Below are 13,889 nucleotides of genomic sequence, written 5' to 3' on the forward strand. Positions count from 1 at the left end.
ATCACAGCCGATTGGGGTCAACCGGCCTCAGTAACTCGAGGAGATCGTCCATCATCACGACGAGCAACCCGGTGACCAGGCCGATCGCCATCGCCAGGATGATGCCACCCGGCTCGGGTCGGCCTGCGCGGAGATGATCCGCGAAAAGTTCCTCCTCGCACGGCTCACACCCGGGTGTGAAGAAGCCGACCGTCGTGGTGCCGCGCAGGTGTGCGGACGACAACGGCTTGCCTTGAGTCGTGGCGGTTGCGAATTCACCTATCTCCTCGCCCACCGGAAGTGACCGAAAGGCGCCGACCGCGGGTCGCGGCGCGCGGGCGCTTCAGGAACGCGGGATGGTGATCTGGACCGGATCGAGGCCGGCGGGCGGCTCTCCGGGGTAGGCGCCCGTGAGCAGGGAGGCGACCGTGTAGAGATTCCAGGCCAGAGCCGGCTGAGTGATCACCGGACCGTCGAAGAGGGGTTTGAGCTCGTCCGGACGGATGATGCCGGCCAGTACGTCGGCTCGGGCCATGACGTACTCGCTCAGCAGCGCCGACAGGACGGGCCCCGGGCTGGTCCGCCAGTTCCAGCCTCCGCCCCCCTTCTTCTTGGCGGTGACCGCGGGCGCCGCCTCGCGCCCGGCGCGCAGCCGTGACCAGAACGACGGCGGACGATCGGCGGCGAACCGCCAGGGGGACCCTTCCAGGGGGATGTCGCGCAGCGCCGGGGCGAACCGGTGGATCAGGTCGTGGACGACCTCCTCCGAGTACCGCCACTTCTGATCGAGCGCGAGTGCCTCGGACACCACCCGGTTGTCCAGGAAAGGCTGGATGGGATTGCCGCGGAGCAACGACCCGACCCGCGCACCGGCGTGCCACCGTCCCACCCGATAGGTGACGTACAGGTGGTCGAGCACCTCCCACGGGTTCTCCTGCGCCCGTGCCACCCAGGGCCCGGCGAGAGTTCGGGCGTGCTCGTTGGCCTCGTCGGTGAACAGCCCCTCGTTCTTGAGGAAGAAGTCGTTGACACGGCGCAGCATCGCCTTCTGGCTCGTGTTGTTCTGGCTGTAGAGGAACCCCCCGCGAAGGATCTCTCCGCTCTGCCCGGACATCGTGGGCTTCGCGCTGTACGGCAGGTACTCCACGATGCTCTCGTAGGCCGAGGTCATGCCCTCGCACGTCCTGAGCACCTGGTACGTGCGCTCGGAGGGGTGCGGTATGACGATCGCGTCCTTCGCGGCCGTCTGCGCCGGCGCGATGACGGTGTGCTGGATGCCCAGCTTCCCGGCGATCCGGCGGGCGAGCACGACATCAGGGTGATCGTCCAGGCCGTTGGTGGTGGCGCGGAAGGGGATCCGCGCGGCGTGGAGGAGGGCCGCCATCAGCCGGCTGTCGCGTCCGCCGGTCAGCGCCAGGTTCACCGGTTCCGGAGCCGACCGCAGCGGGGCGACGGCCGCCACGAGGGCGTCGCCGAGGTGGGCGATGGCCGCTCGCTTGGTGCGGGGCGAGGTCGGTGCGGGCCGGGCCTGCGGCAGTGGCGTGCCGCTGATCGTCCGGTTCCCGTCCCGGACGAGGAGCGACGAAGAGGGCCCCAGCGCCTCCACCCCGCGGAACGGGGTCTCGTCGGAGAGGAAGTAGCCCTGGCGGATCATCGACTGGAGGGCGAGCTCGTCCCAGGCGACGGTCCCTCCCGTCGCGACGAGGTGGACGTGGAGTGCACGGTTGCCCACGACGTGCAACTCGGGCGTCTCCGCGTAGAAGACGGGGCAGGCCCGCGTGCTCACGGTCGCCGCCTGGATCTCGCCGGGCGCCGCGCGGAAGGCGGAGAAACATCCGGCCAGCGAGGCGGCCGCCCGTCCAAGTGACGAGGCCCCGGCGAGCCCGCTGACATCCTTTTCCTGTGCCAGGTGGCCGCTGACGCCCACGGCGTGATCCGGCCCCTTGGCCAGCAGTGGTAAGCGCGTCCAGACCGATTCCTCGTTCGACCAGGCCAGCAGCGCCGTTCCCTGGCTCTCCCACTCGTCGGATGTGACCGTGTCGAGTGGTGCCGGGAAGACGTCGCCGATCACGGAGCGGGCGACCGAGACGGCGGCGCTGATGGGCGACCTCGGGTCCTTCGAGATCAGTGCCAGGAAGACGCGCAAAGGAGTTCCAATCAGAAGCGTGATTTCGTTAGCCCCGTCGGCCCGGATCTCCTCGTGTCCGTGAACACGAGGAGATCCGGGCCGACAGGGCGCCGGGTTCTACAGCCGCAGGCGTAGTAAGCCCAACTGGTGCAGGAGATCAGTTTGCCACTGTCCATGTAGGTGCAGGTGTGGATCTGCCGCCACCGGTTGCCGTACGATTCGCAACCGGATCCCGGCTCACCCTGGACGTAGTTGAACTGCGTCCTGGTGTAGGTAGCGGCCGCCCGGGTGTGCGGCACCAGCATAGTCAGCGCCTTGTCGGCCAATTTCTGCAGCATCTTGTCTCCTCTGTGTCGGATCGACGGCCCATGGCAGGGCGACCTCTGTCAGGGAGACTCCTTATTAAATTCCGGGGACGGGAGGTGGCCGGAGGACTGCTTTGTCCCGGACGATTTACTATTGATCGATCGTTGCGCCGGTCACCACGGCCACATTTCTGCGAGCCTCGACCCAGGCTTGAACATCCTGCGGGCTACATCCGCACGCCTTGACGAACGCGGCCACGAGCGGCTCTTTCGGCAGACGGAGATGGGCGGGTTTCCTTTTTCTGAAGGTTTTGGGCATGGCTTATCGGAGTGCCGGTAACGGCGATGCAGCCGTGTCGTATCATCGCGGGCTCGTCCGCGCTGCGGCTGGACGCTGATCGCCGTGCGGGGGGCCCGCCGGTGGAAAGGGCAGAATAGGGAGGCGTTTGTGGGCCGCGGTCGTGCGTGGCCGGCGAGTGTCGACGGTCGTGGGGTGCACTGCCAGGGCGACCGGGGCGGGGACGTACCGGCGCCGTGCTCCGTCAGGCGGGGAGGATCTGTGTCTCGCCCCAGGTGAGGCGGGCGCGCAGGGTGGGGGCGTCGGGGGCCAGCGCGCTCACGAGGGTTCCCTGACCGGCCAGCGGGAGCACGGCGCACCCGGCGGAGATGACGGCTTCGCCGGGGGGCGTGCCGAACGCGGGGCCGGCCAGCAGGGTGGTGCCGACGCAACGGGCGTCGCCGTACACCGCGGGGCTGGCGTCCACGGCCGGGTCGCCGACCACGAACTCCTGCCGGAGCAGCGGCACGCCCCCGGCGGTCGTGTCGAACCGGGCGTGGCAGCGTCCCGGCCGCTCGCCGTGCCGGCCGAAGACGATCTCCTCGCGCCAGGACACCGACGCGCCCTCCTCCAGGGTGAGCCGGACGACCATGCGGTGCGCGCACCCGGCCGCGAGCACGGTCGGCTCGGGGGCGTAGACCAGCGTCGCCCCCGCCCCGACCCGCGCGTCCACCACCAGCACCGACTCCGCCGACTCCTCCGGCCCCGGCAGCACCAGCGTGCTCGCCACCGAGGCGATCGTGAGGACGGTGCCGGGGGCCACGTCGATGCTCAGCCCGAGGTCGTCACCGCCGAGCGGCCCGGCCGCCGTGGCGACCAGGTGTACGGTGCCGGGCCCGGTCTGACGCAGGGTCAGCGGCGGGGCGGAGCGCAGCGTGTCCAGCACGGTACGCCCGCCGGACAGCGCGGTGGCAACGGCCGCCCGCGCGAACAGCGCCCGCCGGCCGGTGCCCCCGCGCACGGGCGCGGCCCCGATCGCCTGGACCGGCGTCACCTCTGTGGTCCCACCTGTCGTCACACCCATGGTCGCCTTTCTCCCGGTGCCGCCGCCCTATCGTTGTGCGCCATCGCCCACACGGACACGCGCGCCGTCTCGCGGGCCGGCGGCCCCGGCATCGCGCGCGGCCCGGGCGCGCCGACTCGCCCGGGCCGCGGAGCGTACGGGACCACCCCGCACGCGGCGCCACGGCGCGACACGCGCGTCGTCGCGGGTGTCGTCGTGCCGGGTGCGGGGCCGGGCGGCGGAGCGGTGCACGCGGACGCGCGGCGCTCAGGCGTTCGCGGTGGGGACGACGGGGCCGTGCGGATGGTGCGCCTGGGTGTGCGCCCACGACTGGACCACCCCGTGCACCCATTCGGCCACCGAGTACACCTCCGGGACCTCCCTGATCGAGGTGAACAGCACCGGTTTGCCGTCGCGTACGGCCGCCGCGTCACGGGACATCACCGTCAGGTCGGCGCCCACGTGTTTCGCCAGATCGGTCTTGTTGATCACCAGCAGATCGGCCGAGGTTACGCCGGGGCCGCCTTTGCGGGGCACCTTGTCGCCGCCCGACACGTCCAGCACGAAGATCTGCTGGTCGGCGAGCCCTCTGCTGAAGGTCGCGGTCAGGTTGTCGCCGCCGCTCTCCACGATCACCAGATCCAGCGGGCCGAAACGTTCTTCGAGAGTCTCGACCGCGTCGATGTTGGCGGCGATGTCGTCCCTGATGGCCGTGTGCGGGCAGCATCCGGTCTGCACGGCGACGATGCGCTCGGGGTCGAGCACGCCGGCCCTGCGCAGGAAGTCGGCGTCCTCGGTGGTGTAGATGTCGTTGGTGACCACCCCGAGGCGCAGTACGGGGCCGAGCGTGCGGCACAGTGCGGCGACCAGTGCCGTCTTGCCGCTTCCTACCGGGCCGCCGACGCCGAGGCGCAGCGCCCGGCCGTGCGGGTCGGGGGAGTGGTGGCGGTCGTCGTGGTTAGCTGACAAAGAGCCGTACCTCCGTGCGTAGGTGCTGTTCGGCCAGCAGATCGAGTGCGGGAGCGGCGTGCGCGGGAAGCTCCTCCCACGCGATGCGGAGGACGGCCTCGGCGGCCGTGCCCCGGGCGGCGACGCCCGCCTCCACCGTGCCGGAAGCGGCGGCGGTGGCGGTGCGGGCGACTCCGGAGAGATCCGGCACGAGGCCGGCGAGCACCCGGTGCACGACGACGGGGTCGAGCCCGAGCAGCCGGACGGCCGCGGTGGCCGGTCCGGTGATCGAGGTGTACGCCGCGGCCATGGCGGCGTCGTGGCGGGAGCATCCGGCCGCGGCGGCCACGGCGCCGAGTGCGATCGGGTGGTGCACGCCGTCCGGGACGGCCTGGGCCAGGGTGTCGAGCACGGGTGAGGGCCAGATGCGGCGCCCGCTGCGCAGCAGCAGCCTGCCCTGCGTGCGCGCCGCGTACCGCTGCGCGGGAGAGGCCGTGCGGGCGTCGGCCTCGGCGTCCAGCTCCCGCCACGCGGCGCGGGCATCGGTCTCGCTTTCCGCTGCGGCGGCGGCGGACGGTTCCGTCCACGGCCGCCCGCCGTCCTCGCCGTGCGAGCCGAGGAGCACGGCGAGGTGGCAGGCGGCCGCGGACAGAGCGGCGGTGACCAGGCCGGTGGTGGCCAGCCGGCCGCGGAGGAACCGCGCCAGGTCCTCCGTGCCGGTGATCGCCCCGGCCCGCACCGCCTGCTCCGCGCCCCCGGAGTGGGCGTGCCCACCGGCCGGGAGCCGGGAGTCGGCGAGGAGCAGCAGCGCCGCGTCCATTGTCGAAAGCCCGGTCAGAACAGGAAGTAGCGCTGGGCCATGGGCAGCTCCTCGGCCGGGGCGGGCTCGATGAGCTCTCCCTCCACGCGGACCGCGAAGGTGTCGGGGTCCACCTCGATGGCCGGGAGCGCGTCGTTGAGCGGCATGGACTCCTTCCGGCGGGAACGCACGTCGGCGACCGGGACCAGGCCGCGGTTCACCCGCAGCCGGTCGGCCAGGCCATCGTCGATGGCGAGTGGCGCGACGAAGTGCACGGACGTGGCCGCCGCCGTTAGCGGGGCCGCGCCGAACATCGGGCGGGGCATCACCGGCTGCGGCGTCGGGATGGAGGCGTTGGCGTCGCCCATCTGCGCGTAGGCGATGACGCCCCCCTTGACCACGAGGTTCGGCTTGACCCCGAAGAACGCCGGATCCCACAGCACCAGGTCGGCGAGCTTGCCCACCTCGACCGAGCCGACCTGCGCGTCCAGCCCGTGGGCGATGGCCGGGCAGATCGTGTACTTGGCGACGTAGCGCCGCGCCCGGAGGTTGTCGGCCGCGCCGTCGCCCGGCAGCGCGCCCCGGCGCCGCTTCATCACGTGGGCGGTCTGCCAGGTGCGGATGACGGTCTCGCCGATGCGGCCCATCGCCTGCGAGTCGGAGCCGATCATCGAGATCGCCCCGAGGTCGTGCAGGACGTCCTCGGCCGCCATCGTCGTGGGGCGGATGCGCGACTCGGCGAAGGCGAGGTCCTCGGGCACCGACGGGTTGAGATGGTGGCAGACCATCAGCATGTCGAGGTGCTCGTCGAGGGTGTTGACGGTGTGCGGGCGGGTCGGGTTGGTCGAGGACGGCAGCACGTTGGCGTAGGAGGCGACGCGGATGATGTCCGGCGCGTGGCCGCCTCCGGCACCCTCGGTGTGGTAGGCGTGGATCGCCCGGTCGCCGATCGCGCCGAGCGTCGACTCGACGAACCCCGCCTCGTTCAGCGTGTCGGTGTGGATGGCGACCTGCACGCCGGTGGCGTCCGCGACGCGCAGGCAGGCGTCGATGGCCGACGGCGTGGTGCCCCAGTCCTCGTGCAGCTTGAAGCCCGAGGCGCCGGCCCGCAGCTGCTCCATCAGCCCTTCCTTGCTGACGGTGTTGCCCTTGCCGAGCAGCGCCACGTTGACCGGCATGCCGTCCATCGCCTCCAGCATCCGCGCGAGGTACCAGGTGCCGGTCACGGTGGTGGCCTTGGTGCCCTCGGCGGGGCCGGTGCCGCCGCCGATGAGCGTGGTCACGCCCGCGGCGAGGGCCTCGTCCACGATCTGCGGGCAGATGAGGTGGACGTGCGAGTCGATCGCGCCCGCGGTGACGATCTTGCCGTTGCCGGCCAGGATCTCGGTGGACGGCCCGATCACCAGGTCGGGGTGCACGCCGTCCATGGTGTCGGGATTGCCGGCCTTGCCGATGGCGGTGATCCGCCCGTCCCTGACCCCGATGTCGGCCTTGACCACGCCCCAGTGGTCCAGGATGACCGCTCCGGTGATGACCAGGTCGGGGGCGCCCTCGGCGCGGGTGGTCCTGGCCTGGCCCATCGACTCGCGGATGACCTTGCCGCCGCCGAAGACCACCTCGTCGCCGGCGCCCGGCCCGCGGGCGAGGTCGTCGGTCACCTCGATGAACAGGTCGGTGTCGGCGAGCCGGACGCGGTCGCCGGTGGTCGGGCCGTACAGCGCGGCGTAGCGCGAGCGCTCGATGACGGGCTCACTCATCGGAACCTCCCTGCGCTTGGCGCGTGTCGAGCGGCCCGGCCCATTCGGGGCGCAGGCCGGGGACGACGCGGTGTCCGGCGATCGGCACCAGCGTGACGTCGCGCTCGACGCCGGGCTCGAACCGGACGGCGGTGCCGGCGGGCACGTCCAGGCGCCGGCCCCACGCGGCGTCCCGGTCGAAGGACAGGCCGGGGTTGGCGGCGGCGAAGTGGTAGTGCGAGCCGACCTGGATCGGCCGGTCGGCGGTGTTCACCACCCGCAGGACCACCCGCTCCCGTCCGGGGTTCAGCGGGACGGGCTCCCCGGCGTGGACGATCTCCCCGGGGATCATCGGGCCTCCCGGGTGGCGGCCGGGCGGCGGGTCACAGGATCGGCCGGTGAACGGTGACGAGTTTGGTGCCGTCCGGGAAGGTCGCCTCGATCTGTACGGATTCCAGCATCTCGGGGATACCCTCCATGACATCCTCGCGGCGGAGCACCTTGCGGCCCGCCTCCATCAGCTCCGCGACGGGCCGGCCGTCCCGTGCGCCCTCCAGGAGGAACGACGCGATGATCGCGGTCGCCTCCGGGTGGTTCAGGCGCAGACCCCGGGCCTGACGCTCGCGCGCGACGTTCGCCGCGACGTGGATGAGCAGGCGTTCCTGTTCGTGTGGGGTGAGCCGCATGGCCGGACCCTAGGCAACCGCGGTTTCGCCGACGTGACGCCGGCATTTCGGGTCTGTGTCGGGAGTCACAGCCCCTTCCGGCCCGCCCTCCCCGCCTTCCCATCCCGTTTCCCGGCAAAGCCCGCCGGCTCTCCGATGGCCCGTCCGATACGAATGCGGACGTGCACGGAACCCCGATTAGGGATGCCCGCGAAGACGCGTCGTGTTGTTCCGGTGAAATCCCGGTAAACGGCAATTAACAAACCGGACGCGTACGGGAAACGTGACTCGATCACCTTTGCGGCAGATGAGTCGGTGCGGGGGCCGTATCGACGAGGAGGAGTAATTGCGGAATCCAGCTTGGCGCGTCGGGGCCGCGGCGGCGGTCCTGTTGACCGGGCTCGCGGCCTGCGGTGGCGGATCATCGGCCACCGAGGGCGGCAGCGCCGCGGCGGGTGGAGGCGGGGACACCATAAAGGTGGGGCTCCTGCACTCCCTCAGCGGCACCATGGCGATCAGCGAGGTCACGGTACGTGACTCGGAGCTGCTGGCCATCGAAGAGATCAACAAGGCCGGTGGCGTGCTGGGCAAGCAGCTCGTCCCGGTCGTGGAGGACGGCGCGTCCGACTGGCCGACCTTCGCGGAGAAGGCCACCAAGCTGATCGCCCAGGACAAGGTCGCCACGGTGTTCGGCGGCTGGACCTCGGCGAGCCGCAAGGCCATGCTGCCGGTGTTCGAGAAGCGCAAGGCGCTGCTGTGGTATCCGGTGCAGTACGAGGGCCTGGAAAGCTCCCCCTACATTTTCTACACCGGCGCCACCACCAACCAGCAGATCGTTCCCGGCCTGGACTACCTCAAGGAAAAGGGCAAGAAAAAGCTCTTCCTGGTCGGCAGCGACTACGTCTTCCCGCGCACCGCGAACAAAATCATCAAGGCGTACGCGGCGGCGAACGGGATGGAGGTACTCGGCGAGGAGTACACCCCGCTCGGGCACACCGAATACAGCACGCTGGTGAACAAGGTCGTCCAGGCCAAACCGGACGCCGTCTTCAACACCCTCAACGGTGACAGCAACGTCGCCTTCTTCAAGCAACTGAAGAGCGCGGGGGTGGGCGCCGACACGATGCCCGTCATGTCGGTGAGCGTCGCCGAGGAAGAGGTCAAGGGCATCGGCGTCGACAACATCGCCGGGCACCTCGTGGCCTGGAACTACTACCAGACCACCGACAACCCGGCCAACGCCAAGTTCGTCGAGGCGTTCAAGGCCAAGTACGGCAAGGACCGGGTGACCTCCGACCCGATGGAGGCCGGCTACAACTCCGTCTACCTGTGGGCCGAGGCGGTGAAGAAGGCCGGCAGCACCGAGGTCGAGGCGGTGAAGAAGGCCGCGGGCGGCATCGCGCTGGAACGCCCCGAGGGCACGGTCACCATCGACGGCGAGAACCAGCACATGTACAAGACGGCGCGCATCGGCGTCATCGAGCCGGACGGCCAGATCAAGGAGGTCTGGAACTCCGGCAAGCCGATCAAGCCCGATCCGTACCTGAAGACCTATCCCTGGGCGGGCGGTCTCACCTGACGGTCGCCTTTTCGAGAACGTGGCCGGGCCGAGGGGAAGTCTCGCCAAGTCCGGCCACCCCAGACGGATCCGGGACGCGGGCGGCGACCTGACCGCGGAGATGACCGCGGCGCGGTGGCCGGCCGAGCGCACCGGGCGGCCGCGACACGCGGCGCCACCCGCGTCCCGGAGCCGGACCCCAGGCACGTTCCCTCCGGCACGACACGTCCGCATTCGCCCAAGACGTCCGCACTTCGTGCGGCAAGGAGGTGAGCCGCTGATGGAGGCCGTGGTCAACCAGCTCCCCATCGGGCTCTCGATCGGCGCCGTGCTGCTGCTGATCGCGCTCGGCCTGACCTTCACGTTCGGCCAGATGGGCGTGATCAACATGGCCCACGGCGAGTTCATCATGGCGGGTGCCTACACCGCCTACCTGCTCCAGGGCTGGGCGGGACGGCAGGCGGTGCTCGTCGCGCTGCCCGTCGCGTTCGCCGTGGCCGGGATCATGGGGCTCATCCTGGAACGGCTGGCCATCCGGCACTTCTACGGCCGGCCCCTGGACACCCTGCTGCTCACCTGGGGCGTCAGCCTGGTGCTGCAGCAGCTCGCCAGAGACCTGTTCGGCGCGCCGAACGTCCAGGTGCAGGCACCCACCTGGCTACAGGGCGGCATGGGCATCCTGCCCTACAACCGGCTGTTCATCTTCGCGCTCGCCGTCGGCAGCGTCGTGGCGATCTGGGGGTACATGAACCGCACCTCGCAGGGACGGCGCATGCAGGCGGTCATGCAGAACCGCCAGCTCGCCGCGGTGAGCGGCATCAACACCGGCCGGGTGGACCAGCGCACCTTCTTCATCGGCTCGGGCCTGGCCGGCATCGCCGGAGTCGCGCTCACGCTGATCGGCCCGGTCGGGCCCGCGCTCGGCACCTACTACATCGTGGACGCCTTCCTCGTCGTGGTCGCCGGCGGCCTCGGCCGGCTGGGCGGCGCGGTGATCGCGGCCGCCGCGCTGGGGCTGCTGAACTCCTACGCCGAGTTCTGGACCAACGCCAGCCTGGCCAAGGTCATCGTCCTCGTGGTGATCATCGGGTTCCTGCAGGTGCGCCCGCAGGGCCTGTTCGTGCTCAGGGCGAGGGCGCTCACATGACGGCCACCGTGCGCAACCTCGTCCCGCCCGCCCCGCCCGCGCCGGCCCTGCGCGGCCCGTCCTTGCGCGACCGGCTCAAGGGCCCGGCGGTGTTCACCTTCGTCGCCGTGCTGGCCCTGGTGGCCGCCCCCCTGCTGCTGGAGCCGTTCCGGCTCAACCTGCTGGCCAAGTACCTCTGCTACGCCATCGTCGCGCTCGGCATCGGGCTCGCCTGGGGGCAGGGCGGCATGCTCACCCTCGGCCAGGGGGTGTTCTTCGGGCTCGGCGGCTACGCGATGGGCATGTACCTCAAGCTCAACGACGCCGGCGGCGACCTGCCCGACTTCATGGTGTGGAGCGGGGTGGAGAAGCTGCCCGCGCTGTGGGCGCCGTTCGCCAACCCCGTCTTCGCCGTCGTGTTCGCGGTCGCAGGCCCGGTGCTGCTCGCCCTGCTGCTCGGCGCGCTGGTGTTCCGGCAGCGGGTGCGCGGCGCGTACTTCGCGATCCTCACCCAGGCGCTGGCCGCGGCGACCGTCATCCTGCTCGTCGGCCAGCAGGGCCTGACCGGCGGCACGAACGGGCTGACCAACTTCTTCGAGCTGTTCGGCCAGGACCTCGCCGCCGACGAGACCCAGCGCGGGCTGTACCTGGTCGTCGCCGCGGTCCTCGGCGTGCTGTACCTGCTGGCCCGGCAGCTCGTCCGCAGCAGGTTCGGCCGGCTGCTGGTCGCGATCAGGGACGGCGAGGACCGCGTCCGCTTCCTCGGCTACAACCCGGCGACCGTCAAGACCGTCACCTTCGCGGTGTCGGCCGGCATGGCCGGACTGGCCGGGGCGCTGTTCGTCCCGGTCGTCGGCATCATCTCCCCGGCGCTGCTCGGCGTGGTGCCGTCCCTGGAACTGGTCGTCGCCGTGGCCGTCGGCGGCCGGTTCTCGCTCGCGGGCGCCGTGCTCGGCGCGGTGCTCATGGGGTACGCCAGGACGTCGTTCAGCGAGGAGTTCGCCGACGGCTGGCTCTACCTGCAGGGGGCGCTGTTCATCCTGGTGATCAGCCTCGCCCCCAAGGGACTGTTCGGCCTGCTCGCCGCCGCCCGTAACCTGATCGCCGCCCGCACGCAATCCAGGAGCCGGACGATGGACGGGGACATGGCGGGCGGCGCGGACGGGCCGCTGGTCGAGGCGCCGGAGGCGAGGGCATGAGCGGGTCCCCGGCGGCGAAGACCCGCCAGATCCTGATCGCGGCACGTGGAGCCCGGGAGCCGGTGAGATGAGCGAAGCGCTGCTGGAGGTGCGCGACCTGTCGGTGGTGTTCGACGGGTTCCGCGCCCTGGACGGGGTCGATCTCACGGTCGAGCGCGGGGAGCTGCGCTTCCTCATCGGCCCGAACGGCGCGGGCAAGACCACGCTGATCGACGTGATCACCGGTCTCACCCGCCCCGCCGGCGGTTCGGTGCGCTTCGAGGGCCGCGACCTGGCCGGGCGCAAGGAGCACGAGATCGTCCGGATGGGCGTGGGCCGCACCTTCCAGACCTCGGTCGTGTTCGAGGAGCTGACCGTGCTGGAGAACCTCGACCTGGCCGCGTCATTCCGCAGGCCGCTGTGGTCGCTGGCCCGGCGGCGGCGCGGGGTGTCCGACGCGGTGGCGGCGGCGATGGAGACCACCCAGTTGCACGCGCTCGCCGACCGCCCCGCCGGGGTGCTCTCGCACGGGCAGCGGCAGTGGCTGGAGATCGGCATGCTCATCGCCCAGGGGCCGCGCCTGCTGCTGCTGGACGAGCCGGTCGCCGGCATGTCGGGGGAGGAGCGCCAGCACACCGGTGAGCTGCTCACCGAGATCGCCAAGGAGCACACGGTGATCGTGATCGAGCACGACATGGAGTTCCTGCGCCGGTACGCCTCCCAGGTGACCGTGCTGCACGAGGGCAAGGTGCTCGTGGAGGGCTCGGTCGACGAGGTGCGGGCCGATCCCCGGGTCCAGGAGGTCTACCTGGGCCGCACCGACGACACGTTTGACCCCGCCGTGGCGGGAAAGACCACCGCTTCGGCCGGAGGCGGGAGGATGGCCGGGGGCCCGGACGCGGGGACGGCCATCGGTGAGGGCGTGGTAGCCGGGCCCGGCGCGGCGGGCACCGGCACGATGAGCGGCACCGCCGCCGGTCCGGTCGCCGGCTCGGCCGCCGCCGGAGAGGTGAAGTGATGCTGTCGGTACAGGGGCTTTCCGCCGGGTACGGCAGGGCGCGGGTGCTGTTCGACGTGTCGTTCGAGGTGGCGCCCGGCAGCCTGGTCTGCGTCATGGGACGCAACGGCGTGGGCAAGACCACCCTGCTGAACACCGTGATGGGCGTGCTGCCCGCCACGGCCGGCACGGTGACGTTCGAGGGCAAGGACGTGACGCGGCTGCGGCCGCACGAGCGGGTACGGCTCGGCCTCGGCTACGTCCCGCAGGGGCACGAGACGTTCCCGCAGCTCAGCGTGATGGGCAACCTGCTGGTCACGGCGGAGGCGTCCGGCCACAAGGACCTCGGCGCGATCGAGGAGGCCCTCGCGGTCTTCCCCCGGCTGAAGCCGTTGCTGAAGAAACGGGCGGGATTCCTGTCCGGCGGCCAGCAACAGCAGCTCGCCATGGCCCGGGCGCTGGTCACCCGGCCGAAGCTGCTCATCCTGGACGAGCCGACCGAGGGCATCCAGCCGTCCATCATCCTGGAGATCGAGGAGGCCATCGAGAGCCTGCACCGCGGCGGGCTGGCCGTGCTCCTCGTCGAGCAGTACGTCGACCTCGCGCTGCGGCTCGCCGACCGCTTCCTCATCCTGGACGCCGGGCACGTGGTGCGCTCGGGCCCGGCGGAGGAGCTGCGTGAGGAGGAGGTCCACCGCCTGCTCGCCGTCTGAGCCCCGCCGTCACTCCCGTTCGGGCCTGCTCGCCCGCTGGATCTTCAGCGGCAGGTGCGCGTAGTGGATGTCGAACGCCGGCCGTTCCGAGCGGATGCGCGGCAGGTGGGTGAAGTTGTGCCGCGGCGGCGGGCAGGAGGTCGCCCACTCCAGCGAGTTGCCGAACTCCCACGGGTCGTCCCTGGTCACCCGGGTGCCGTGCCGCCAGGTGTACCAGACGTTGTAGAGGAACGGCAGTGTCGAGGCGCCCAGGAGGAACGAGCCGATCGACGAGATCGCGTTGGCCGTGGTGAAGCCGTCGGCGGCGGAGTAGTCGGCGTACCGGCGCGGGAACCCCTGCGCGCCGAGCCAGTGCTGCACCAGGAAGGTGGTGTGGAAGCCGATGAACAGCGTCCAGAAGTGCCACTTGCCGAGGGT

14 protein-coding genes and 1 pseudogene are annotated in these 13,889 nt (G+C 71.1%); 5 read left to right on the forward strand and 10 right to left on the reverse strand.

Features of this window, described 5'->3' with window-relative positions; translation table 11 throughout:
- Window position 1 precedes the first annotated feature (1 nt).
- The 9 genes from IEY93_RS30065 to IEY93_RS30105 form a co-directional block, all read right to left on the reverse strand.
- The gene (locus tag IEY93_RS30065; protein ID WP_189166529.1) at window positions 2–274 is read right to left on the reverse strand and encodes a thioredoxin domain-containing protein; all 273 of its coding nucleotides are present in this window, start codon (window positions 272–274) and stop codon (window positions 2–4) included.
- A gap of 48 nt (window positions 275–322) precedes the next feature.
- On the reverse strand, window positions 323–2,125 hold the full coding sequence (locus IEY93_RS30070; protein WP_189166530.1) for an asparagine synthase-related protein: 1,803 nt from the start codon (window positions 2,123–2,125) through the stop codon (window positions 323–325).
- Between the two features lie 11 nt (window positions 2,126–2,136).
- Window positions 2,137–2,445: a hypothetical protein gene (locus IEY93_RS30075; protein WP_189166531.1), complete on the reverse strand. Its 309-nt coding sequence runs from the start codon at window positions 2,443–2,445 to the stop codon at window positions 2,137–2,139.
- A 509-nt stretch (window positions 2,446–2,954) separates the two neighbouring features.
- A complete protein-coding gene (locus tag IEY93_RS30080) occupies window positions 2,955–3,767 on the reverse strand; it encodes an urease accessory protein UreD (protein ID WP_229691596.1) in 813 nt (270 codons plus the stop codon).
- A 252-nt stretch (window positions 3,768–4,019) separates the two neighbouring features.
- Window positions 4,020–4,721 carry an urease accessory protein UreG gene (ureG, locus tag IEY93_RS30085; protein WP_189166533.1) on the reverse strand — a complete coding sequence of 234 codons (702 nt, stop codon included), beginning with the start codon at window positions 4,719–4,721 and terminating at the stop codon, window positions 4,020–4,022.
- The gene (locus tag IEY93_RS30090) at window positions 4,711–5,520 is read right to left on the reverse strand and encodes an urease accessory protein UreF (protein WP_189166534.1); all 810 of its coding nucleotides are present in this window, start codon (window positions 5,518–5,520) and stop codon (window positions 4,711–4,713) included. The genes ureG and IEY93_RS30090 overlap by 11 nt, the downstream gene beginning before the upstream one ends.
- A 14-nt stretch (window positions 5,521–5,534) precedes the next feature.
- On the reverse strand, window positions 5,535–7,256 hold the full coding sequence (locus IEY93_RS30095) for an urease subunit alpha (RefSeq protein WP_189166535.1): 1,722 nt from the start codon (window positions 7,254–7,256) through the stop codon (window positions 5,535–5,537).
- Complete coding sequence (locus IEY93_RS30100; protein WP_189166536.1) at window positions 7,249–7,587, reverse strand: urease subunit beta; 339 nt, start codon at window positions 7,585–7,587, stop codon at window positions 7,249–7,251. The genes IEY93_RS30095 and IEY93_RS30100 overlap by 8 nt, the downstream gene beginning before the upstream one ends.
- 31 nt (window positions 7,588–7,618) lie before the next feature.
- The gene (locus IEY93_RS30105) at window positions 7,619–7,921 is read right to left on the reverse strand and encodes an urease subunit gamma (RefSeq protein WP_189166537.1); all 303 of its coding nucleotides are present in this window, start codon (window positions 7,919–7,921) and stop codon (window positions 7,619–7,621) included.
- A 325-nt stretch (window positions 7,922–8,246) separates the two neighbouring features.
- On the opposite strand from IEY93_RS30105, the gene urtA reads away from it, so the two are divergent.
- The 5 genes and pseudogenes from urtA (at window position 8,247) to urtE (ending at window position 13,472) form a co-directional block, all read left to right on the forward strand.
- Window positions 8,247–9,479, forward strand: coding sequence for an urea ABC transporter substrate-binding protein (urtA, locus tag IEY93_RS30110; protein WP_189166538.1), 1,233 nt, complete (start codon window positions 8,247–8,249; stop codon window positions 9,477–9,479).
- Between the two features lie 259 nt (window positions 9,480–9,738).
- Window positions 9,739–10,605 carry an urea ABC transporter permease subunit UrtB gene (gene urtB / locus IEY93_RS30115; RefSeq protein ID WP_189166539.1) on the forward strand — a complete coding sequence of 289 codons (867 nt, stop codon included), beginning with the start codon at window positions 9,739–9,741 and terminating at the stop codon, window positions 10,603–10,605.
- Window positions 10,606–10,667: 62 nt separating this feature from the next.
- Window positions 10,668–11,783 carry an urea ABC transporter permease subunit UrtC gene (gene urtC / locus IEY93_RS30120; protein ID WP_229691601.1) on the forward strand — a complete coding sequence of 372 codons (1,116 nt, stop codon included), beginning with the start codon at window positions 10,668–10,670 and terminating at the stop codon, window positions 11,781–11,783.
- 67 nt (window positions 11,784–11,850) lie between these two features.
- Window positions 11,851–12,582: pseudogene (gene urtD / locus IEY93_RS30125) on the forward strand (urea ABC transporter ATP-binding protein UrtD); the annotation flags it as partial.
- A gap of 197 nt (window positions 12,583–12,779) precedes the next feature.
- Complete coding sequence (urtE, locus tag IEY93_RS30130) at window positions 12,780–13,472, forward strand: urea ABC transporter ATP-binding subunit UrtE (protein ID WP_189166542.1); 693 nt, start codon at window positions 12,780–12,782, stop codon at window positions 13,470–13,472.
- Between the two features lie 9 nt (window positions 13,473–13,481).
- Here urtE and IEY93_RS38720 read toward each other — a convergent pair.
- The coding region (locus IEY93_RS38720; RefSeq protein WP_229691597.1) for a cbb3-type cytochrome c oxidase subunit I at window positions 13,482–13,889 on the reverse strand (408 nt) is incomplete at its 5' end.

The sequence above is a fragment of the Sphaerisporangium melleum genome, assembly GCF_014646695.1.
In the GTDB taxonomy this organism is placed as follows: Bacteria; Actinomycetota; Actinomycetes; order Streptosporangiales; family Streptosporangiaceae; genus Sphaerisporangium; species Sphaerisporangium melleum.

Coding starts and splice junctions, on each gene's coding strand:
- IEY93_RS30095 (WP_189166535.1), bottom strand. CDS start 7,256: ATGAGTGAGCCCGTCATCGAGCGCTCGCGCTACGCCGCGCTGTACGGC.
- IEY93_RS30100 (WP_189166536.1), bottom strand. CDS start 7,587: ATGATCCCCGGGGAGATCGTCCACGCCGGGGAGCCCGTCCCGCTGAAC.
- urtB (WP_189166539.1), top strand. CDS start 9,739: ATGGAGGCCGTGGTCAACCAGCTCCCCATCGGGCTCTCGATCGGCGCC.
- IEY93_RS30075 (WP_189166531.1), bottom strand. CDS start 2,445: ATGCTGCAGAAATTGGCCGACAAGGCGCTGACTATGCTGGTGCCGCAC.
- IEY93_RS30090 (WP_189166534.1), bottom strand. CDS start 5,520: ATGGACGCGGCGCTGCTGCTCCTCGCCGACTCCCGGCTCCCGGCCGGT.
- urtE (WP_189166542.1), top strand. CDS start 12,780: ATGCTGTCGGTACAGGGGCTTTCCGCCGGGTACGGCAGGGCGCGGGTG.
- IEY93_RS30105 (WP_189166537.1), bottom strand. CDS start 7,921: ATGCGGCTCACCCCACACGAACAGGAACGCCTGCTCATCCACGTCGCG.